The sequence below is a fragment of the Thermobifida cellulosilytica TB100 genome, from assembly GCF_001517975.1.
Taxonomy (GTDB): domain Bacteria; phylum Actinomycetota; class Actinomycetes; order Streptosporangiales; family Streptosporangiaceae; genus Thermobifida; species Thermobifida cellulosilytica.
The window spans coordinates 884,667-905,313 of record NZ_KQ950180.1 but is presented as its reverse complement, the minus strand read 5'-3'; the positions used below and the strand labels follow the sequence as shown (position 1 = coordinate 905,313).

The following is a 20,647-nucleotide window of genomic DNA, read 5'->3' as shown; positions in this document are numbered from 1 at the left end:
ACCGGGCCGTGTCCGACGGCGGCAACGGCGGCCGGGACGAGGTGGGCCGCCTCGGCGTCGCGTTCAACGAGATGCTGGGCCGCCTCGCCGCCGCCAAGGAGGAGCAGCGGCGGCTGGTGCAGAACGCCTCGCACGAACTGCGCACCCCGCTGACCAGTCTGCGCACCAACGTCAGCGTGATGAAGCGGTTCGACCGGCTCTCCCCGGAGGCGCAGCGGCGGCTCGTCGACGACCTCCAGGGGGAGACCCGGGAGCTCACCGACCTGGTCAACGAGCTGGTCGGCCTGGCCACCGAGACCTACCAGGACGAGCCCGTGCAGGAGGTGGTGCTGCGCGAGGTCGCCGAGCGGGTCGCGGCGCGCGCCCGCCGCCGCACCGGCCGCGAGATCGTCGTGGACGCCGACAGCAGCGCGGTGATGGGACGGCCGGGAGCGCTGGAGCGCGCCCTGTCCAACCCGGTGGAGAACGCCGCGAAGTTCGACCCGCAGGGCACCGCCCCCATCGAGATCCACATCCGTGACGGCGTGGTGGAGGTCCGCGACCGCGGCCCCGGCATCGCGGAGGCCGAGCTGGCGCACATCTTCGAACGCTTCTACCGCTCCCCGTCCGCCCGCGGCCTGCCCGGCTCCGGCCTGGGCCTGTCCATGGTCCACGACATCGCAGCGGCCCACGGGGGGACGGTCTTCGCCTACAACCGGGAAGGCGGCGGCGCGGTCATCGGCATGCGCCTGCCGACGGTCCCGGAAGAACAACAGTGGGCGCCCCGGCCGGACCAGTGAGGCGGGGGAGTTTTCCCCAGCCTGTGGACAGTCCGGCGCGGGGGAGCCCCTCGTCCGCTTCGCCCGGAAGGCCGCCCCGGCCACCGGCCCCCAGGGCGGAACACCGAGGAAGAGGGGGCAAAGAGGGGGCGAAGAGTGGGCGAAAAGTGGGCAGCGAAGCGCCGCGAAAAAGAAGCGGGTTTCCGGGTGGTGAAGCGCTACGGGAAGCCGACAATCCCTCAGGTGTCGGAGCGACGCCCAGGGCTGCCGGGCCTTCCGGCAGGAGCAGAGGGAACAGTGACGTGCCTCCATCAGCCCTGGCCGGGCCGTGCGGTTGCGGCACCGCGTCGCCGTCTTCCATGGCCCTGGGGGCAGAGCAAGCGTCTGTTCTGTCCCTGGGACCATGATCGTCAAGGTCGTGCCGGGGGGGCGTCCGTGGCGTCCGGCGGCAGGAGGGCTTCCGGTCGGTTCCGCGGTCCAGCAGGTATCTCGGGCAGCGGGCAGGACACGAGCGGCCAGGCCGAGCTGTGGGACTGCGAGGGCGTTTCCCGACGGCTGGAAGTGCTTCCACAGGGTTTCGGGAGTGCGGGGAAACCGCCCGGGGCATTGCTGAAGTCCCAGGTCGCCGGGGGTGCTCCCCACTCGTGCGGGATGGTCCGAGAAGTGATGGTGACGGCGGATGCACACGAGGCCCCGGCAGGATTCTGTCGGGGCCTCGCTTGTGGTCCTGTGGCCTACAGGGCGTTGGTGCGTACCGCGTCCAGGAACGCGGCCCACTCTCGGCCGGGGATGACGAGGTGGCCGAGGTGGGGGTTCTGGGAGTCGCGCATTGCAGCGGCGGGTTCTTCGGGGATGGTGGCGACCTCGACGCAGTTTTGGCCGTGGGAGCTGCTCAAGGAGGACTTGTGGAAACGGAGTGGGGAAACGCTGGCTGCCTCTGCCTCTTCGCCTTCTAGGAGTTGGTCAGGTCCTCGATCAGACGGCGGGAGGTCCACTGAGAGGGCGGCTTGGACATGACGCCAGGGACGGGGTGGGCGGTCGGTGGGTTACTCGGGGTCTGGGTTGACCGGGATGGTGTAGGCCAGTTCGTAGCGGTCGGGCGGGACCACGATGTCGGCGGTCTCCACGGGGCGTTCCGCAGTGAAGTAGGTACGGCGGATGAGCATCACCACCGCGCTCCGGCCCAGTCCCAACCGGTCGGCCTCCTCAGCCGTGGCGGTCCGGGCGGTCACGATCTCGGTGGCATGGACGATGCGCTGGCCGATCACCGCCATCCGCTCCACCACGCCGCGCCCGGCGTGCGGTCCGTCCTCGGGCAGAACGATTGCGGTGCCGCGCGTCAGCTCCAAGGGCTCCCAACTTGTGGAGAGCATGACCGGTTCGTCGTTGCCGGTGAACACGTAGCGGGTGCGCATCACCTCGTCGCCGGGGGCTATCGCGAGCCGTTCGGCGGTTTCGGCCGAGGCGGTGGAGATCTCCGACTCCGAGCTCCAGCCGCCGCGAATCGCCTGCGCGGCCATGTCCGCGCGGAACGGGGAGCCGCCGCGGCTTTCGCGGTACCAGGAGCGGGTCAGGCGGCGTACCGGAGGCCGGGAACGGACGTAGGCCCCTGAACCGGTCCGGGTGACGACGTAGCCGTGGGCGACCAGGTGCGCGATCGCGTCCGCGGCCACGCGCGGCCCCACCCCGAACTCCTCGCTCAGGCGCTGGCGCGACGGAAGGCGGTCACCGGGCCGGTAGACGCCCGTAACAATGCGTTTTTGCAGCTCATCAGCGATTCGCTGATAGGTCGGGCGGCTCAGGGGACTCCGGCGGTAGTGGGCTTTTTCCGGCGGCTTCTTCGAAACAGCTTGACAACTTGCACGTGCCGAAACAAGCTGAACGTACAGATTCTAGACCTGTACGTTCAGCTTTCTGGTTGGGAGGACATGGACCGGACACTCATGGTGACGGCCACCGCGACCGCTTCGCGTGCGGTGCGTGCGGTTGTCCGTGACGTCCTCGCCGGTCACCCGGACAGCGAGGACGTAATGCTGGTGGCGTCCGAGCTGACCGTGTCCGCGTACCGCTCCGCCACCGGTCTGATCACCGTTACGCACACCGGGTCGGACCCGGTGTGCGTAACGGTCACCGACCAAGGCGGCACCAAGCCCAGACAGCGCCGGGCCGAGACCGACACACCCGACCCGCTCGGCTCCGTCCGACATGCGACCGGCGACTGCACCACCTGGGCCGTACTCGCCCCGACCTCCGCTCCCCTACGGCCCGCTCGACCGCACCACTGAGACCAAAGGATCGCCTCGTGCACCTGCTCACTCTGTTCACCGTGCTGCTGCTGGCGGCCTTCCGGCCCCCGACCTCGCCTCGCCCATCCCGCCGGCCGGTGGTGCACCGGCCGCGACACGCCGCACCGCCGCCTCGGCAGGCGCGGGCCATCCCGCCGCGCATCCCGAACTACACCGAGTTCGCCGCCTGCGCCCGCCGCCACTCGGCCCTGTGGGAGGTCACCCACACCCACGGGTCGCCCTGCCCCTACACCGCGCGCAACCGGGTCACCGGAAGCACGGTGGCCGCCGACGACGTGGACCTGCTCGACCACATCCTGGCCACCTACGAACACCCCCATCCCGTGCGCGGCTACTACGGCCAGCACTTCCTCCCCCACGGCCACGGTTACGGGAACAGCCGAAACAGCAGCCGTCACGCCGGCCACGACACCGCAGCCCGCCCCGCAGCGCCGCAGCCGCACCCGCGAGGAGACCTTCTGGAGGGCGGCCGTTCGGCGGGACAGCGCACCGACAGCGCGCAGGAGCGGTGGAACGGGAGCGGGTGGTGATGGCCGACTACACCCTCACTGCTGACCAGATTGCTCTGCTGGCCGACGGGCGCGCCTACGTGGAGGAGCATCCCCGCGGCCTGGCGGTGGTGCTGGGAGCAGACCGGCTCATCCTGCCCGTAGGCGACGTGTCCACGACGGTCACCGCCCTGGCCAACCTGGACAGCCTGCTGGGCGCGGCCCTGTCGGCGGTGGCCCTGTACCGGCGCACCCGCCCCTGGCAGCCCACGCCGCCAGACCGGGCCGGGGAGGCGGGATGAGCACTGTGTTCACCACCCTGCCCGGCCACCCGCACAGTGTGGGAGCGGCGCGGCATTTCGTGACAGCCTGCCTGCGCGCCTGCCCGGTGGGGGTGCCCAACGAGATCACCGAGGCGGTGGAGCTGGTCGTCTCTGAGCTGGCCACCAACGCCCTACGCCACACCCGCACCAGGGCTTCCGGGGGCACCTTCAGCGTGCGCGTGGAGACCACCCCGTGCCGGGTGCGGGGCAAGGTGCACAGCGGAGCCCTCCTGCACCGGCACGACACCCCGCACGTGTTCCAGGCCGACCTTGGCGGGCTGGCCGAGGGCGGGCGCGGCCTGGCCCTGGTCGACCAGCTCACCACCCGCTGGGGCAGCCTGCCCCACGCCCACGGCGTCTACTTCCTCCTCCGCTGGCCCACCCCAAGAACCTGACCGAACCCGCCCGGGCAGGCCGCACACGCCCGGACCGCATCCCGCACGACCCAGCCCCGCTGCGGTCGGCCCACGCCCGCAGCAGTCAGCCCCGCAAGCGTGGCCGGGGCCGTCTCCTTCCCCGGCCCCGGCCACCCCGATTCGACGTCGAAAAGGTTCTGTGTTCCATGCCTGATGACGACTTCGTGACCCTGTATGCCGGCCCTCTGGACGGGCTCACCGTCACCCGCACCCACCTGGACACCCTCGCCCAGCACCACGGCGATGAGCGCTTCCTGCTCCTCACCCACTGCGGAGCCTCCGGCCTCTACCAGCAGCAGACCGCAGACCGCTGGATCTACGCCGCCCCCGGACTACTCGGCCACAACGACAACCCGAAGGGCGATGCCGGGGAGGAGGCCCCGTGAGCGGCCGGTCCGAACAGGCGCGCATCTACCGCATCAGCGAAAACCGGGTCTGGCGCGGAAAGACCGAACTGTCCCCCGCCCAGATCCACGCCCTGGCCCAGACCCTGGCCGCCATCACCCGCACCCGCGAAGAAGACGCCCTGCGCAAGGTCTACCCGGTCGGTGCCCGGGTGCGGTTCGGGGGCAACCTGCACACCGTGACCGGCTACACCGACTCCCCTGGCCTGCCGCCCATGCTCAAACTCTCCAGCAACACCATCGCCCACCCCACCCACGTCACCCACACCTGAACACAGACAACCGCACGGGCGAGAACAGACCACGGAAACCACCCCCGCGTGCGCGGGGAGCACCCTTGGCGACCTGGGACTTTACCAGCGGCCCGGGCGGTTTTCCTTCACTCGGGAAAACCTGGGCAAGCACCCCAGCCGTCGGTAACGCCCCCGCAGTCCCACAGGCTGCTCGTGTCCTGCCCGCTGGACCGCGGAACCGGCTGGAAGCCCTCCTGTCGCCGGACGCCACGGACGACCACCGGCACGGCCTTGACGATCATGGCCCCAGGGACAGAACAGATGCTTGTTATGCCCCCAGGGCCATGGAAGACGGTGAAACGGTGCCGCAACCTCGCGGCCCGGCCCAGGCTGGTGGGGGCACTTCACTGTTCCCTCTGCTTCGGCCGCGAGGCGCGGCCGAAACAGACTGGAGGCTTCCTCGCCCACATCAGCCACCCCGGCCGGGGCCTGTCAGCGCATCCAGGACTCAACCGAGCAACCCGAATAACAGTGCTCTTCCGCACAATTGGTCTAAGGTGGCTGCACGGGCGAACCCTGCCCGCAAGGGTGGTCACGTCAAGATAACGCGCCGAGAAGCCGCAGGTCAGTTTCTGTGCTCCCCACGCACGTGGGGATGGTCCGAGCGATCACTTCAACCGCGTCGACCAGTCCGGGTGCTCCCCACGCACGTGGGGATGGTCCGTGGGTTCGCAACGTCCACCACATTCCGCGTGGGTGCTCCCCACGCACGTGGGGATGGTCCGTCCGTCCAGTCGGTGATGGAGTCGACGCGGAAGTGCTCCCCACGCACGTGGGGATGGTCCGCGGCCCCCGTCCACCACTGGACGGGGGCCGCTGTGCTCCCCACGCACGTGGGGATGGTCCGGGATCGAAGACGGAGTGAGCTGAGCATGACGCGTGCTCCCCACGCACGTGGGGATGGTCCATCGGTCGCGCTGCGCGTGCTCATGGCGGGGGCGTGCTCCCCACGCACGTGGGGATGGTCCGTACCGGCAGCAGGTGCGCGCCCAGTACCGCGTCGTGCTCCCCACGCACGTGGGGATGGTCCGGGACGCAGTCAGGGGGGCGATTCGGACGTCCGGTGCTCCCCACGCACGTGGGGATGGTCCGACCTGGAGCCCGGCGGGGCTGACCACCGTAGCGTGCTCCCCACGCACGTGGGGATGGTCCGTCGCCGTCCACCGCCAACTTCACGGTCGCGGTGTGCTCCCCACGCACGTGGGGATGGTCCGGACTCGCTGGGCGGTGCGGCGGGTGCGCCGATGTGCTCCCCACGCACGTGGGGATGGTCCGCCCAGGCCCGCGTCGACGAACTCGGCGCCGAGGTGCTCCCCACGCACGTGGGGATGGTCCGAGTTGGCTGGCGCGATGAGGAGGCCGCTCACGGTGCTCCCCACGCACGTGGGGATGGTCCGTGAGTACATTCCCGCTCGCCGAGATCGCCGCCGTGCTCCCCACGCACGTGGGGATGGTCCGGCAGCGGCGACCTCGAATCGGTTCGGCCGGTGGTGCTCCCCACGCACGTGGGGATGGTCCGAGGTGGGTGGCCGCCGCACCGGTGGCGGCCACGTGCTCCCCACGCACGTGGGGATGGTCCGCAGCCCGCCCCCGCCCCGGAGCCCGTGTGCTCCCCACGCACGTGGGGATGGTCCGCGGGTCGGACAGAGCGGAGCCCCCGTCACCGAGTGCTCCCCACGCACGTGGGGATGGTCCGGCGGTTGGGGTCATGAATTCCGAATGGTTGCGGTGCTCCCCACGCACGTGGGGATGGTCCGCCGCGCCCGGCCTGGAACCGGTCTGGTGTCAGTGCTCCCCACGCACGTGGGGATGGTCCGGTTTTGGATCCGCCGGAAACTCGCCCTCCCTGGTGCTCCCCACGCACGTGGGGATGGTCCGGCTTATCCCCTTTTCGCAGGTTGCAGGACGGGGTGCTCCCCACGCACGTGGGGATGGTCCGAGGAACGCGACGTCCTCGGCCAGGCCGAGGGTGTGCTCCCCACGCACGTGGGGATGGTCCGCCGCCGCCCTCACCGATGAGGAGCGCACAGCCGTGCTCCCCACGCACGTGGGGATGGTCCGCTCACGCGAGGTGTCGTCGACGTACTTCGCGAGTGCTCCCCACGCACGTGGGGATGGTCCGCTCACGCGAGGTGTCGTCGACGTACTTCGCGAGTGCTCCCCACGCACGTGGGGATGGTCCGTCCGGCCCGCCGGCGTCGTTCAACTTGACCGTGTGCTCCCCACGCACGTGGGGATGGTCCGGGCTGCTCCCACCCGGAATGGGAGCAGCCCCCGTGCTCCCCACGCACGTGGGGATGGTCCGCCGGACTCGAGGTCGCTGCCGACCGTGGTCTCGTGCTCCCCACGCACGTGGGGATGGTCCGGACGACCACGTTTTGGACGCGGCGATGCCGACGTGCTCCCCACGCACGTGGGGATGGTCCGTGCCGCGGTCGACGGCTTGGTTGCGGATGTGGGTGCTCCCCACGCACGTGGGGATGGTCCGTACACGGCCAGCGGCACCGACCAGCATTTGCAGTGCTCCCCACGCACGTGGGGATGGTCCGCGATCACCTCGCGGACGTAGGCGACTTCCTCAACCACGGGTGCAACCATGGGATCGTTTAAACGTTTCGTCCCGGTGGCAGGCTTCGCCGCCATACGGTGGGAATCGACAACTAGCCCTCGGTGGCATCCTGTGAACAGGTCGGACGCCCCCTGGTTTTCAGCGACACGCCGGGGTCTGGTGCACTACCGGAGGTTCGCTGAAAAAGCCGCCGGAACCGGCCCCCGGGGTGGGGCGTGGCCAGCGACTTTACTCTCGGGTCCTCATCGCCCCTACGAGGGGCAGCAACTCGGCAGCAGCGTCTACAACGCCGACAACCCCAAGTCCTCATCGCCCCTACGAGGGGCAGCAACGTCGCCGACACCCACACCACCGGCCCCTCTGGGCCGGTCCTCATCGCCCCTACGAGGGGCAGCAACTAGGTGCCCTCCCGGTTGCAGTCGACGACGGTCAGGGTCCTCATCGCCCCTACGAGGGGCAGCAACTACCAGGCGCGCATCGCCGGGTTCTCCCCGCGGGGTCCTCATCGCCCCTACGAGGGGCAGCAACTCGTTGGTGACGGCGGGGTAGGCGTACATCTGCTCGTCCTCATCGCCCCTACGAGGGGCAGCAACTGCAGAATGGTCATGCGATACCTCTCCTGTGTTGGTCCTCATCGCCCCTACGAGGGGCAGCAACGTGGGTGTCCAGGTGGCGACCCGGGCGTCTCGCATCAGGTCCTCATCGCCCCTACGAGGGGCAGCAACGCGATGTCGAGGCCGGCCCGTTTGTACAGGGCCATGTCCTCATCGCCCCTACGAGGGGCAGCAACCTGGTGCTGCGCATGCCCCACCGCCAGTTGGGGACGTCCTCATCGCCCCTACGAGGGGCAGCAACCGGACGTGCCCGGCGACGGGGGCGATGCCGATGGGCGTCCTCATCGCCCCTACGAGGGGCAGCAACGTAGTGACGAGGGCGGTTGTCCGCCGCTCTGAGGAGGTCCTCATCGCCCCTACGAGGGGCGGCAACCACGCGGTGCGTACTCCCCGAGGGGCTACCGGGCGACAGGCCGTCCCCGGAAGCCCGGCCCCGGCGCCGGGGCCGGGTGGGCCGACGGCGCCGGGGCCGGGGTCAGCGGGGGTCGATCTGTTCTTCCAGTTCGTCCACGGCGATCAGGTCGCGGCGGATGCGGCCGGTCCGGTAGGAGACGCGGCCGGCGATGTGCGAGGCGACGGGGACGGTGAGGATCTGGAACAGCAGCACCAGCACCAGCATGCCCATGTGCGTGTCGGGGAACAGCCGCAGTCCCAGCCCGGCGAGGATCAGCACCAGGCCCATGATCTGCGGCTTGGCTGCGGTGTGCATCCGCGACAGCAGGTCGGGGAAGCGCACCAGGCCCACCCCGGCCGCGAAGGACAGCAGGGCTCCCAGCAGCAGGAGGACCACCGAGATCCAGTCCAGTACCTGTACGGTCGTCACGGCTCGATCCTCTCCGCCTGCTCGGCCTCCCGGTGCCGTTTGGCGACGAACCGGGAGACGCTGACCGAACTCACGAACCCCAGCAGCGCCAGCACCAGCATGATCGGCAGCACCGTCGGGTCGCGGTGGAAGGCCGCGAACGCGCCGATGCCCGCGATCGCCGAGGCGAGCAGCACGTCCACGGAGAGCGCCCGGTCCAGGATGGTCGGCCCCAGCATGAGCCGGACCATGCTGAGCAGCGAGGCCGCCCCCAGCAGCACGCCGATCACGATCCACAGGTAGATCACGTCTGGCCTCCCGTCTCGAGCCGCTCGATCTCCGCGCGGGTGCCGAAGGCCCGCACCACCCGCTCCTCCAGGGCGAACACGCTGCGCCGCGCCTCCTCGATGCCGTCGACGTCGGTGCCCAGCATGTGCACGAACAGGGTGAACGTGCCGGAGCGGACCTCCACGATCACGCTGCCGGGGATGACCGACACGCACACCGCGGTGATCGTGAGCAGCAGGTCCGACCGGGTGCGCAGCGGGATGGCGAGGACGGAGCTGCGCGGCGGGCGCCGGGCGAAGCTCTGCGCGACCACCCGGGCGCTGGCCACCACCAGGTCCACGACGAAGTGCCCGAGGAACACCGCCAGGCCTATCGGGTGCAGCCGCACCCCCCAGGTCACCGGCGGCAGCGGGAACACCAGCATGGTCGCCAGGCCCACCAGGAGCCCGCCCAGCACGGTGGTCGGCGAGAGGCTGCCGAACAGCATCGTCCACACCACGGTGAGCAGGAGCAGCGTGGGCAGGTTGACGATCCGCTGTCCGATGCGGACGTTGGACCAGGAACGCTCGGGCGCGACAGGATTGCTCACCGGGCACCTCCTCCGACGACGGCCTCCAGGTAGGGGGTGCGGGCCAGCAGCTCCACCGCGGTGTCCTCGCTGTAGCCGACGAGCGGTCCCGCGAACACCGTGAATGCCACGCCCAGCAGCACCAGCGCCACTGTCGCGCCCAGCATCATCGGGGGGAACACGTCGGAGGTCATCACGGCCTTGCCGCCGATCCCGGTGGGCGCGCGGCCCACCGCCATCGGCGCGCTCTCCGGGCCGGACGACTCGTCCTCGGAGCTTTCCAGCAGGGTGCCCAGCGCCACCGGGCGGCCCTCCTCGGGGGCCCGCCAGAAAGCGTAGTTCCACAGCCGCACCATGGAGAACAGCGTCAGCAGGCTGGTCACCACCGACCCGGCCACCAGCAGGTACGCCAGCGGCGAGCCGTCCTGGACGCCCGCCTGGATCAGGCCGAGCTTGCCGAGGAAGCCCGACAGCGGCGGGATGCCCGCCAGGTTCATCGCGGGGATGAAGAACAGCACGCCCAGCACGGGCGACAGCTTCGCCAGGCCGCTCAGGTCGTGCAGGGACGTGCTGCCGCTGCGCCGCTCCACCAGGCCCGCGACGAGGAACAGGGTGGTCTGCACGGTGATGTGGTGGGCCACGTAGAACACCGCGCCGGACATGCCGTGCACGCTGGCCAGCCCGATCCCGAACACCATGTAGCCGATGTGGCTGACCAGGGTGAACGAGAGCATGCGCTTGATGTCGGTCTGGGCCATCGCGCCGAAGATGCCGATGACCATGGTGGCCAGCGCCGTCCACAGCAGCAGCACGTCCACCGCCTCGTTGCGGGGGAACAGCAGCGTCTGCGCGCGGATCATCGCGTACACGCCGACCTTGGTGAGCAGGCCCGCGAAGACGGCGGTGACCGGGGCGGGCGCGGTGGGGTAGGAGTCGGGCAGCCACGCCGACAGCGGGAACACCGCGGCCTTGATCGCGAAGGCCAGCAGCAGCATCACCTGGAGGACGAGCTGGAGCTGCACCGGCAGGTCCGCCAGGCGCTCCGCCAGGTGCGCCATGTTGACGGTGCCGGCGGCCGCGTAGATCAGGCCGATCGCGATCAGGAAGATCACCGACGACAGCAGCGACACCACCACGTAGGTGGAGCCCGCGCGGATGCGCGCGACCGTGCCGCCCTGGGTCATCAGCACGTAGCTGGAGGTCAGCAGGATCTCGAAGCCCACGTACAGGTTGAACAGGTCCCCGGTGAGGAAGGCGTTGGACACGCCCGCCACCAGGATGAGGAACGTGGGGTAGAAGATCGCCAGCGGCGTGGCCTCCTCCTGGTCGGCGATTCCCTGGCCGATCGAGTACACGAGCACGCCCAGCGTGATCGCCGAGGAGACCGTCACCATCAGCGCCGACAGCCGGTCGGCGACCAGGGTGATGCCGATCGGGAAGTCCCAGCCGCCCACCTGCACGACCTGCGGTCCGTGGGCGGCCACCCCGAACAGCAGGGCCACGCCGGTGGCCAGCACCAGGGCCAGGGCCACCACGCTGATCAACTGGTTGAGCAGCGGGGAGCGGACCCCGATCGCGAACTTCAGGCCGGCTGCGAACAGCGGGACCACCACCGGCAGCGGCACCAGGTAGGGAAGGAGGTCCGCCATCTAGTCCACCCCCTGCATGTCGCTGTCCTCGGCTCGGGCCAGGCGTTCCCGTTCGGCGCGGATGCTGGCGCGCAACTGCTGCTTCTGGGCGCGGATGCGCTGCCGCAGCTCCCGCCGCAGCCGCCGTTCCTTCTCCTTGTCGGCGCGCAGGTGCTCGGCGAGCTCGCTGCGGGCCCGCAGCATCCGGCGGCGCGCCTCCTCGACGGTGCTCTGCACGTCCGCGGCCTGGGAGTGCAGCAGGCGCCTGCGCGTCTCGTCGTCGGAGGCGGCCTCCAGGCGTTCCTCCAGGTCGCGGCGGGCCTGGGCGATCTGCTCGCGGATCACGGCGCGTTCGGCCTCCTCCAACTGGTCCTGGGCGTCGATCTGCGCCTCCAGTTCCGACCGCTGCGCCCGGATCGCCTGGCGCAGCGCCCGCCGCTGGGCGCGGATGTACTGGCGCATCCGGCGCCGCTCGCCGCCGGTGGCGATCCTGCGGTCCTCGGCGTCGTCCTGGACCTCGTCGTGGCCCTGGAGCTGCCAACTGCGGTAGGCCATGGCCAGCAGGAACGCGGTGACGCCCAGGGTGATGACGATCGCGGTGAGGATCATCGCCTGGGGCAGCGGGTCGGACATCTCGCCGACGGGGGTGAGGCCGAGCAGCGGCGGGCCGCCCGGGGTGCCGCTGGTGGACAGGATCATCAGGTTGACCCCGTTGCCGAGCAGGATCACCCCCAGCAGGATGCGGGTGAGGCTCCGCTCCAGCAGGAGGGTCACCCCGGCGGCCACCAGGACCCCGACCACGACGATGAGCAGGATCGTGGGGGTGTCGTTCACGCGGTCACCTCCTCGCTCTCGCGCCGGGGGGCCTGGCCGGTCCGGCTGTCCTTCTCCGCCTGCTCGTCGATTCCGGCGCCGAGGCTGTACAGGATGTCCTGGATGAGGCCGATCACCAGCACGTAGACGCCCGTGTCGAAGGCCAGCGCCGAGGTGAGGTGCAGCGGTTCCAGGAAGGGCAGGTGCAGGTCGAAGGCTCCTCCGGCGAGGATCTCGGAGCCGAAGACCGCCCCGGCCAGCGCGGTTCCGGTGGTGAGGGCCAGCCCCAGGCCGATCAGCAGGCCGGGGGGCAGCCGCAGCGCCAGGTACAGCTCGTGGCGGCCGCCCGCCAGGTAGCGCACCATCAGGCCGAGTCCGGCCACGATGCCGCCCGCGAAGCCGCCGCCGACCTGGGTGTGGCCGGTGAGCAGCAGGAAGACCGAGACCACGATGCTGACCGGGAACAGCAGCCGGGCCACCACCTCGAAGATCACCGAGCGGCGCTCCTGGGCCAGCGACAGCACTCCGGGCAGCCACAGCGGCTTGATCTCGAGGCGCAGGGTGAGGACGTCGCCCGCGTGGAGCAGCGGGAGGGGACGCCACTCGGTCTCCTGCTGGGCCAGCGGCGTCGGCAGCGGCACCGCGATCTGGGAGTTCTCCACCCGGGTGTGGGGCAGGCGGGCGCGTCGGCGCACGAACAGCAGGCTCGCCACGCCCGCGGCGACCGCCGCCAGCACCGAGATCTCCCCCATGGTGTCCCAGGCGCGCACGTCCACCAGCAGCACGCTGACGATGTTGTGGCCGCCCGCCTCTTCGGCCGCGGCGGGGAAGTCGCCGGAGATCGTCTCGGCCTGCCGCCCGGCCAGGGTGAGGTAGGCCAGGACGGCGACGAGGACTCCGGTGGCCGCGCCGATGCCGAGGTTGATCAGGCGGCGGCTGCGCAGCACCGGGGTGGAGAAGCGGGCGGGCAGGCGGCGCAGCACCAGCACGAACACCACCAGGCTGACGGTCTCCACCAGGAACTGGGTGAGCGCCAGGTCGGGTGCGCCGTACAGCACGAACAGGGTGGCGGTGCCGTAGCCGGTCATGCCCACCAGCACCACCGCGAACAGGCGGCTGCGCACCACGAGCGCGCCCAGTGCGGCCAGCACGACGATGGTGGCCGGGATGAGTTGGGCGGGGGAGTCGAGCCAGCGCACCGGCGGCGCGTCCAGGGTCCACAGTCGTCCCCACACGGTGGGGACGGTGCTGACCACGAGCAGCGACACCAGGATCGTGCCGAGGTAGAGCGGCAGCGAACCGCGCTGGGTGAGGCCGGTGACCTGGGTGGCGAAGCTGGAGACGGAGTAGACGATGCGCCGGTAGATGCGGCCGGAGTCGGGCAGGGCGAACCGGGCGCCCAGCCACGCCACCCGCTTGCGCCACCGGAACAGGAGCAGACCGCCCGCCACGCACACCGCCGACAGCAGCAGCGGCAGGGAGAAGCCGTGCCACAGCGCCAGGTGGGCCGGGGGGTGTCCGGCGTTGCCGGGCACGGTGTCGGCGTAGGCGGCCAGCACCGGGTCGGCGAGTCCGGCGGCCAGGCCGCCCGCCAGGCCCAAAGCCGCCAGCACCACCGCGGGCGCGACGAACAGCGGGCCGGGGGCGTGCACCGGGGTGGGGGAGAGGTCGGGCTTGTCGAGGAAGGCGCCCCACAGGAACCGCAGGCTGTAGCCGACGGTGAAGACGGAGCCGACGACCACCCCGGCCAGGCAGAGCGCGGTGACGAGGCCGCCCGCGTGCTGGAACGCCTCGAACACCGACTCCTTGGCGACGAATCCGGCCAGCGGCGGCAGGCCCGCCATGGACGCCAGCGCCGCCACCGACGTCCAGAACACGACGGGCATCCGGGTGCGCAGGCCGGACAGTTCGCGCAGGTCCCGGGTGCCGGTGCTGTGGTCGATGATCCCCACCACGAGGAACAGGGGGGCTTTGAACAGCGCGTGCGCGCACAGCATGGCCAGTCCGGCCAGGGCGGCGTCGCGGGTGCCCACGCCGAAGACCGCGGTGAGGAAGCCCAGTTGGCTGACCGTTCCGTAGGCCAGCAGCAGTTTCAGGTCGTGCTGGCGCAGCGCTTTCCACCCGGCGGCGACCATCGTGGCCGTGCCGAGGAGGAGTGCCGTGTACCGCCACACCGCCACGTCCCCGAAGGCGGGGGTGAACCGGGCGATCAGGTACACGCCGGCCTTGACCATGGCCGCGGCGTGCAGGTAGGCGCTGACCGGGGTGGGCGCCTGCATGGCCGCGGGCAGCCACAGGCTGAACGGCAGGATCGCGGACTTGGCGAGCGCGCCCACGAGGACCAGTACGAGCGCGACCGACACGGCCGTGCCGCGCGGCGGGTCGGCCAGCAGTTCGGAGAGCAGGTAGGTGTCCGCGGCCTCGCCCAGCATGATCAGGCCGACCAGCATCGCCAGGCCGCCCAGGGTGGTCACGTTGATCGCCATCGCGGCGGCGCGCCGGCTGTCGCGCCGTTCGGTGTAGTGGCCGATCAGCAGGTAGGAGAAGACCGTCGTCAGCTCCCAGTACAGGTAGAGCTGGATCAGGTCGTCGGCCAGCACCAGGCCCAGCATCGCGCCCGCGAATCCGGTGAGGACCCCGGCGAAGCGGCCCAGTCCCGGCTCGTCGTCGTCGAAGTAGCGGGCGCAGTAGACCAGGACCAGAGTGCCGATCCCCGCGGCGATGAGCGCCATGACCAGTCCCAGCGGGTCCATGCGGAAGGCCAGGGCCAGGCGGTACTCGGGCGCCCAGGGGACGAGGAGCTGTAGCGGTTGGCCCGCGATCACTCCCGGCGTGCGGGCCAGCGTCCAGACGGTGGTGACCGCCGGGACCAGGGCGAGGGCAAGGAAGGCGTTACGCCCCCACCACCGGACCAGTACCGGTGCCAGCACCGCGGCGGCGAAGTGCGCGATCAGCAGCCATATCAATATGCGCCCCCCTCACAGTGGTCGGGTCGGTTTGTCACTCGTCTTATGTACCTTGGTTATTTAGTGTCTATGCTAACTAAAGCTGAAGAGTGGCCGTCGAGTGAGGTGGTCAGAGCGGTGGAGCGCAGCGACGCCGAGTTCGCGGAGTTTTCGCACGCCTGGGGCGAACTGATCAGGGCGGTCGCCCGTGCCCGGGGGCGCGGCGCCAGTTTCAGCGGCGTGGAGCACGGCCTCACCCTGGCCCAGGCCGTGCTGCTGGAGAGCGCTCTGGCCGCGGAGCACCCCACGGTGGGTGAGATTGCGCACGCGGCCGACATCTCCTCTCCGGCGGCCACCCGCATGCTCCAGCAGTTGGAGCGGAAAGGGCTGGTGTGCCGCCGCCGTTCGGAGGTGGACGAGCGCGCCACGCTCGTCAGCGTCACCGAGGAGGGCAGGCGCGCGCTGGAGACGCACCAGGCCCACGTCCACGAGCGGCTGCGCACCCTCTTCCAGCAGGTGGAGCCGCGGCTGCGTCCGGTGCTGGTCGAACTGCTGTACACCATGCGCGACTTCGTCGGGAGGCTGTGAACCGCGCACTGCCCGTACCCGCGTCTTCGCTGGTCCGCGGTGCGGTCGGGACCCCGGGGGCGGAGGTGCCGCCTGGGTTGCCAGGGCAAGTACCCTCCTTTTGTCCCCCCTTTCCGGATTGATGGGTTCAGTCCCGTCCGACACGGGGGCGGTCGTGGGAAACGTCGCGCATCGACTGTGGTAACCGCGGGCACCCTCCAACGGAAGTGTCGCCCGTCGTGCGCCGAGTTCAGGCAGGGGGCTGGTACATGACGGGGGCCATCATCGCCGCGGTCCTGGGGGCGGTCGCCTTTGCGGCCGGGGCAGCGGTGCAGGAGCGGGGCATCCTGCTGAGCGCTCCGCCCCGGGAGTGCGGCCAGGTGCGGCTCCTGCGCTACCTGGTCCGCAGCCCCGTGTGGCTGGCGGGCACCGCGCTCAGCGGCGCCGCGCTGGCCGCCCACTGCTGGGCGCTGACCCAGGCGCCGCTCACGGTCGTCCAGCCCATCGGGGTGAGCGGCCTGCTCTGCGCGGTGGTGGTCTCGGCGGTGCTGCACCGGCGGCGGCTCACCCGGACGGAGGTCGCGGGCTGTCTCGCGGTCACCTTCGGCCTCATCGTCCTGGTGGCGATGCTGTCCGGGCACGCCGGACCGGTGGAGCCGCGCCCGCAGGCCGAGTGGATCCTGGCCGCGGCCACGGGCGCCGTCATCGTCATCGGAGTGGTGGTCTCCCGTTTCCTCCCCGGCGCGCTGCGCGCCTGGACGCTCGCGCTGGTGGGCGGGGTCAGCTTCGCGACGCTGTCCGCCCTGGTCAAGGTCATCGGGCTGGCCGTGCTCGACGACCCGGTGGCGGTGTTCCAGCCGCTCACCCCGGTCGCGCTGGCCATCGGGGCGTGCGGCGCGCTGCTGGTGCAGAACGCCTACCGCACCGAGCACTTCGCCCTGGCCTACGCCACCCTGCTCATCAGCGACCCCCTCATGGCGGTGCTCATCGGCACGCTCCTGCTGGACGAGTCGCTGCCCACGCAGGCGCTCCCCGTCGCCGTGATGACGCTGAGCACCCTGGTCATCGTGTGGGGCACCGTGACGCTGGCCCGCACCTCCGCGGCCCGGGAGAAGACGGCGGCGCAGGCCGCGTCCGGCCCCGCGGGCGGCACCCCGCGGCCCGCCGCGGAGCCGGACGGTGCGGAGCCGGACGACACGGGCCGCGCGGACGAACGGCCGGGGAGCACTCCCCGGCCGTCGGAGCGGACCCCCGAGGGGCGGTCAGTTCCCGAGGGACTGGGCGGCCAGGGTGACCTGGGTCTCGGCGGACCGGCCGTCACGCTCGTAGGCGATGGTGACAGTGTCTCCGGGACGGTGTGAGCGGATCTCGGCGATGAGCACGTCGGGATCGGTCACCAGGCGGTCGCCGACCCGGACGATGACGTCGCCGCTGCGCAGCCCGGCCTTGTCGGCCGCGCCGCCCTGGTTCACCTCCACCAGTTTCGCGCCGGGGCCGTCGTCGGCCACGGTGACGGACGCCTCGATCGCCGCGTAGGTGGCCTCACCGGTGGTGGTCAGCTCGTCGATGATGGGCTTGGCCTGGTTCACCGGGATGGCGAAGCCGAGCCCGATGGACCCGGACTGCGCCGTGAAGCTGTTGCTCGTCGTCGCGATCGCCGTGTTGATCCCGATGACCTCGCCGTTCATGTTCATCAGCGGGCCGCCGGAGTTGCCCGGGTTGATCGGCGCGTCGGTCTGGATCGCGTCGATGACCGTGGACGTGGCGGTCCGCGGCTGCTCGTCCTGGTCGGGCGGCGCGAACGGGTCGTTGGGCTGCTGGCCGCTGATCCCCGTGTTGACCGGCCGCTCCAGGGCGCTGACCACCCCGGAGGTGACGGTGCCGGACAGGCCCAGCGGCGAGCCGATGGCCACCACCTCGTCGCCGACCTTCACGTGGTCGGAGTCGCCGAGGGACGCCGGGGTGAGCCCGGAGACGCCCTCGGCCTGGATCACCGCCAGGTCGGACACCGGGTCGGTGCCCACGATCTCCGCGGGGGCCTGGGAGTTGTCGTGGAACAGCACGACCAGCTCCTGGGAGTTGCCCACGACGTGGTTGTTGGTGACGATCAGGCCGTCCTCGCTGATGATGAACCCGCTGCCGCCGCCCTCGTCGGTGGAGATGGACACCACGCTCGGCAGGGCCTTGTCCGCGACCCTGGTGACGTCGCCCGAGGCCGCCGGGGCGGCGGAGGCGTCCGGGGACCGGTCGTCGAGGAGGTAGGCGGTCGCGACGGACGCCGCCGGACCGACCACCAGGCTGGTGAGCAGCGCGGTGGCGGCGGCGACCAGCACGACCCGGCCGCGCCGCCGCGGTTCCCCCGCGGGCGGGACGGCCCCGGGCACGGGGGTGGACCCGTGCGGCGGCTGCGGCGGGGGGAATCCCCCGCCGTACGCCGGGAACGCGCCGGTCTGGGACGGCGGCGGGAAGCCCCCGGTGGGCTGGGCCGGGCGGGCGGCGGCCCGTTCGAACCACGCGGGCTGGCGGACCCACGCCCCGGTGGGGGGTGCGGGCTGTCCCGGGTACTGCGGCCGGGCGCCGTGGAAGGGCTGCCCGGGAGCGCCCTGGTGGGTGCCGGGGCCCGGCGGGAAGAAAGCCTGCGGGTGCGGTGCGGGCTGCTGCGGCGCCTCGGCGCTCTCTGCCCCGGGCGTCTCCTGGGACGCGGACTCGCTTCCGGGAGCGGCAGGGGCCGGGGACGGCGCGTCGTGCGGGACGGACTCGGGTGCGGACTCGACCTCGCTGCGGGCTGCGGGGCCGGTCGTCGCCTCCCCCCGGGCGTCCACGGTGTTCTCCCGGTCGGTGGCGTCGGCCGACGTGCCCTCGTGGCGCTCTGGTTCTTCCATGGAAGAACCGCTACCGCGGTCGATCGCGCTCATTCGAGTTTCCTTCCGGACATCTGTTGCTGTGTCTCCAGAATCGGCGTCCAGGGTTAGAACACGGTGAGACAGCGGAAAAGCCCGGTTTCGAGCGGTCCGCGGTGGTACGGGCGCTGCTGTCCCGCCCGCTCCGGCGGCCCCTCCGGGCCGCCGCGCTCCGTGCTCCCGGCGGGTCCGGCCCTGGTCAGTCGCCGGTCTGCGCGGGCAGGGACTCGTCGGCTCCCCAGGCGCTCCACGACCCCGGGTAGAGCCGGGCGCCGTCGAAACCGGCGTGTTCCAGCGCCAGCAGGTCGTGGCAGGCGGTCACCCCGGAGCCGCAGTAGACGGTGATGCTGGCGGCGGTGTCCGCGCCGAGCGCGCGGAACCGGGCCCGCAGCGCCTCGGGTGCGGCGAGGCGGCCCTGTGCGTCGAGGTTGTCCTGCCAGGCGGCGCTGCGCGCACCCGGGATGTGGCCGGGGCGCGGGTCGACCGGGGCGGGCGCCTCCCCGGTGAACCGGCCGGGGGTGCGGGCGTCCAACAGCAGCCGGTCCGGGTCGCCGAGCTGCGCGCGGACCGTCGCGGTGTCCACGATGCGGTCGGCGGGCCACGGCACGGGGGTGCGCGGCCGCGGGCTGGGACGCACCTCGCCCGGTTCGAGCGGTCCCGGCCACGCCTGGATGCCGCCGTCCAGCAGCGCCGCCGGGGAGCCCAGGACGCGCAGCATCCACACCAGGCGCGCCGCGGTGGAGCCGCCCGTGTCGTCGTAGGCCACGACCGCCGTGTCGTCGCCGATGCCCAGCCGCGACAGTGCGGCGGCGAAGTCGGCGGGGTCGGGCAGCGGGTGCCGTCCGCCCGCGGGGTCGGCCGGGGCGGCCAGGTCGGAGTCGACGTCCACGAACACCGCTCCGGGCAGGTGCCCGGCGGCGTACTCCTTGCGGCCGGAGCGCCCGTCGAGGTACCAGCGGACGTCGGCGACGACGACCTCGTCCGCGTGGGCGCGCAGCCAGTCCGCGGTGACGGCGACCGGTAGGGACGAGAACGGAGCGGACTCGGATCGTGCCATGGCTCCCAGGCTATCCGCGCTCGGCCGGGGATCCCGCGGATTCCGTGGACCGTGCCGCCCGCGGATGGGACCGGCGCAGCCACAGCAGCCCCAGGACCGGCAGCACGAGCGGCACGAACCCGTAGCCCTTGCCGAACAGCGACCAGACCGTGTCGTCGGGGAACGCCTGGGGGACCAGCAGGGTGAACAGGCCGACCGCGACCACGCCGACGAGTTCGAGGGAGCAGCAGGCGACGGCGACCCGGTAGGAGGTGCGTCCGGCGCGGGCGAGCCCCACGGTCGCCACGATGTAGACGACGGCGGCCAGCGCCGACAGCGCGTAGGCGAGCGGGGCCTCCTCGAAGCGGGTGAGGATCTGCACGGTGGAGCGCCCCGTCGCGGCGACCGCGAACAGGGCGTAGACGGCGACCAGCAGTCTTCCGGGGCCGCCGGCGCGGGAGTTCTTCTCGGTCTCAGACAACGGACGCGTTCCAGAGCTGTTCGAGCCGGACCATCAGGACCGGGATGACGAGGCAGGCGAAGGCGATGACGGCGGGGCCCCACTTGCTGCGTTCCATGAGCCCCCACACCGCGCAGGCCGGGGGGACCAGCACCAGGGTGACCAGGTAGCTGACGAAGGTGACGGTGTCGGGCGGCCGCGGCCCCTCCACCAGCAGCACGATCGACAGCACGAGCTGCACCAGCAGCAGCACTTCCAGTACCGCGATGCCGATCAGGTGCGGCACCAGCATCGGCCGGTTCCGGAAGGCCGAGATCCCGCACCAGACCGCCAACGCCAGCGACGCCATTTGGACGACCGTGGTCCAGCCGTCAACCATGCCGGGCTCCGCCCATGGTCCCGTTCACCTTCCCGCTGGTGGGCCTTACTACTGCGACGCAATGTAGTACATGGTGCGGGGGTCCCCCGC

At 71.5% G+C, this 20,647-nt stretch carries 21 protein-coding genes and 1 CRISPR repeat array; of the genes, 9 read left to right on the top strand and 12 right to left on the bottom strand.

Going from position 1 to position 20,647, the window contains the following annotated elements; all coding sequences use genetic code 11:
• The coding region (locus tag AC529_RS19395) for a HAMP domain-containing sensor histidine kinase (RefSeq protein ID WP_198156280.1) at positions 1-779 on the top strand (779 nt) is incomplete at its 5' end.
• A gap of 713 nt (positions 780-1,492) precedes the next feature.
• Here AC529_RS19395 and AC529_RS20760 read toward each other — a convergent pair.
• A complete protein-coding gene (locus AC529_RS20760; RefSeq protein ID WP_083947902.1) occupies positions 1,493-1,753 on the bottom strand; it encodes a DUF397 domain-containing protein in 261 nt (86 codons plus the stop codon).
• Positions 1,754-1,804: 51 nt separating this feature from the next.
• Positions 1,805-2,512: a GntR family transcriptional regulator gene (locus AC529_RS03900; RefSeq protein WP_232306606.1), complete on the bottom strand. Its 708-nt coding sequence runs from the start codon at positions 2,510-2,512 to the stop codon at positions 1,805-1,807.
• A 6-nt stretch (positions 2,513-2,518) separates the two neighbouring features.
• On the opposite strand from AC529_RS03900, the gene AC529_RS20755 reads away from it, so the two are divergent.
• From AC529_RS20755 to AC529_RS03875, 6 genes are all read left to right on the top strand, one after another.
• A complete protein-coding gene (locus tag AC529_RS20755) occupies positions 2,519-3,043 on the top strand; it encodes a hypothetical protein (protein ID WP_232306559.1) in 525 nt (174 codons plus the stop codon).
• A 17-nt stretch (positions 3,044-3,060) separates the two neighbouring features.
• On the top strand, positions 3,061-3,594 hold the full coding sequence (locus AC529_RS20750; RefSeq protein ID WP_232306558.1) for a hypothetical protein: 534 nt from the start codon (positions 3,061-3,063) through the stop codon (positions 3,592-3,594).
• Positions 3,573-3,854: a hypothetical protein gene (locus tag AC529_RS03890; RefSeq protein ID WP_068753530.1), complete on the top strand. Its 282-nt coding sequence runs from the start codon at positions 3,573-3,575 to the stop codon at positions 3,852-3,854. Before AC529_RS20750 ends, AC529_RS03890 begins: the two co-directional genes overlap by 22 nt.
• On the top strand, positions 3,851-4,270 hold the full coding sequence (locus tag AC529_RS03885) for an ATP-binding protein (protein WP_068753528.1): 420 nt from the start codon (positions 3,851-3,853) through the stop codon (positions 4,268-4,270). Before AC529_RS03890 ends, AC529_RS03885 begins: the two co-directional genes overlap by 4 nt.
• Positions 4,271-4,437: 167 nt before the next feature.
• A complete protein-coding gene (locus AC529_RS03880) occupies positions 4,438-4,677 on the top strand; it encodes a hypothetical protein (RefSeq protein ID WP_157080038.1) in 240 nt (79 codons plus the stop codon).
• Complete coding sequence (locus AC529_RS03875; RefSeq protein WP_068753524.1) at positions 4,674-4,967, top strand: hypothetical protein; 294 nt, start codon at positions 4,674-4,676, stop codon at positions 4,965-4,967. The genes AC529_RS03880 and AC529_RS03875 overlap by 4 nt, the downstream gene beginning before the upstream one ends.
• A 595-nt stretch (positions 4,968-5,562) precedes the next feature.
• Positions 5,563-7,537: a CRISPR direct-repeat array (repeat unit 29 nt; unit sequence GTGCTCCCCACGCACGTGGGGATGGTCCG).
• Between the two features lie 1,109 nt (positions 7,538-8,646).
• Here the strand turns inward: AC529_RS03875 and mnhG are convergent.
• The 6 genes from mnhG to AC529_RS03845 are packed head-to-tail and all read right to left on the bottom strand — an operon-like array spanning position 8,647 to position 15,227.
• Positions 8,647-8,994 carry a monovalent cation/H(+) antiporter subunit G gene (gene mnhG, locus AC529_RS03870; protein ID WP_068753522.1) on the bottom strand — a complete coding sequence of 116 codons (348 nt, stop codon included), beginning with the start codon at positions 8,992-8,994 and terminating at the stop codon, positions 8,647-8,649.
• A complete protein-coding gene (locus AC529_RS03865; RefSeq protein WP_068753520.1) occupies positions 8,991-9,281 on the bottom strand; it encodes a monovalent cation/H+ antiporter complex subunit F in 291 nt (96 codons plus the stop codon). Before AC529_RS03865 ends, mnhG begins: the two co-directional genes overlap by 4 nt.
• Positions 9,278-9,850 carry a Na+/H+ antiporter subunit E gene (locus AC529_RS03860; protein WP_068753517.1) on the bottom strand — a complete coding sequence of 191 codons (573 nt, stop codon included), beginning with the start codon at positions 9,848-9,850 and terminating at the stop codon, positions 9,278-9,280. Before AC529_RS03860 ends, AC529_RS03865 begins: the two co-directional genes overlap by 4 nt.
• Positions 9,847-11,478: a Na+/H+ antiporter subunit D gene (locus AC529_RS03855; RefSeq protein WP_068753515.1), complete on the bottom strand. Its 1,632-nt coding sequence runs from the start codon at positions 11,476-11,478 to the stop codon at positions 9,847-9,849. The genes AC529_RS03860 and AC529_RS03855 overlap by 4 nt, the downstream gene beginning before the upstream one ends.
• The gene (locus AC529_RS03850; protein ID WP_068753512.1) at positions 11,479-12,291 is read right to left on the bottom strand and encodes a Na(+)/H(+) antiporter subunit C; all 813 of its coding nucleotides are present in this window, start codon (positions 12,289-12,291) and stop codon (positions 11,479-11,481) included.
• On the bottom strand, positions 12,288-15,227 hold the full coding sequence (locus AC529_RS03845) for a Na+/H+ antiporter subunit A (protein ID WP_068754490.1): 2,940 nt from the start codon (positions 15,225-15,227) through the stop codon (positions 12,288-12,290). Before AC529_RS03845 ends, AC529_RS03850 begins: the two co-directional genes overlap by 4 nt.
• Positions 15,228-15,353: 126 nt before the next feature.
• On the opposite strand from AC529_RS03845, the gene AC529_RS03840 reads away from it, so the two are divergent.
• Together AC529_RS03840 and AC529_RS03835 are read left to right on the top strand one after the other, a co-directional pair.
• Positions 15,354-15,803 (top strand): MarR family winged helix-turn-helix transcriptional regulator, encoded by a 450-nt coding sequence (locus tag AC529_RS03840; protein ID WP_068754488.1) that lies wholly within the window; start codon positions 15,354-15,356, stop codon positions 15,801-15,803.
• Positions 15,804-16,051: 248 nt separating this feature from the next.
• On the top strand, positions 16,052-17,143 hold the full coding sequence (locus AC529_RS03835; protein ID WP_198156279.1) for a DMT family transporter: 1,092 nt from the start codon (positions 16,052-16,054) through the stop codon (positions 17,141-17,143).
• Here AC529_RS03835 and AC529_RS03830 read toward each other — a convergent pair.
• From AC529_RS03830 to AC529_RS03815, 4 genes are all read right to left on the bottom strand, one after another.
• Complete coding sequence (locus AC529_RS03830; protein WP_068753510.1) at positions 17,045-18,697, bottom strand: trypsin-like peptidase domain-containing protein; 1,653 nt, start codon at positions 18,695-18,697, stop codon at positions 17,045-17,047. The genes AC529_RS03835 and AC529_RS03830 overlap by 99 nt on opposite strands.
• 184 nt (positions 18,698-18,881) lie before the next feature.
• Positions 18,882-19,739, bottom strand: a complete 858-nt coding sequence (locus AC529_RS03825) for a sulfurtransferase (RefSeq protein WP_068753509.1) — start codon at positions 19,737-19,739, stop codon at positions 18,882-18,884.
• A 10-nt stretch (positions 19,740-19,749) separates the two neighbouring features.
• Positions 19,750-20,199 (bottom strand): hypothetical protein, encoded by a 450-nt coding sequence (locus AC529_RS03820; RefSeq protein ID WP_068753506.1) that lies wholly within the window; start codon positions 20,197-20,199, stop codon positions 19,750-19,752.
• Entirely contained in the window at positions 20,192-20,557 is a 366-nt protein-coding gene (locus AC529_RS03815; protein ID WP_068753504.1) for a hypothetical protein, read from the bottom strand. Before AC529_RS03815 ends, AC529_RS03820 begins: the two co-directional genes overlap by 8 nt.
• Positions 20,558-20,647: the final 90 nt, after the last annotated feature.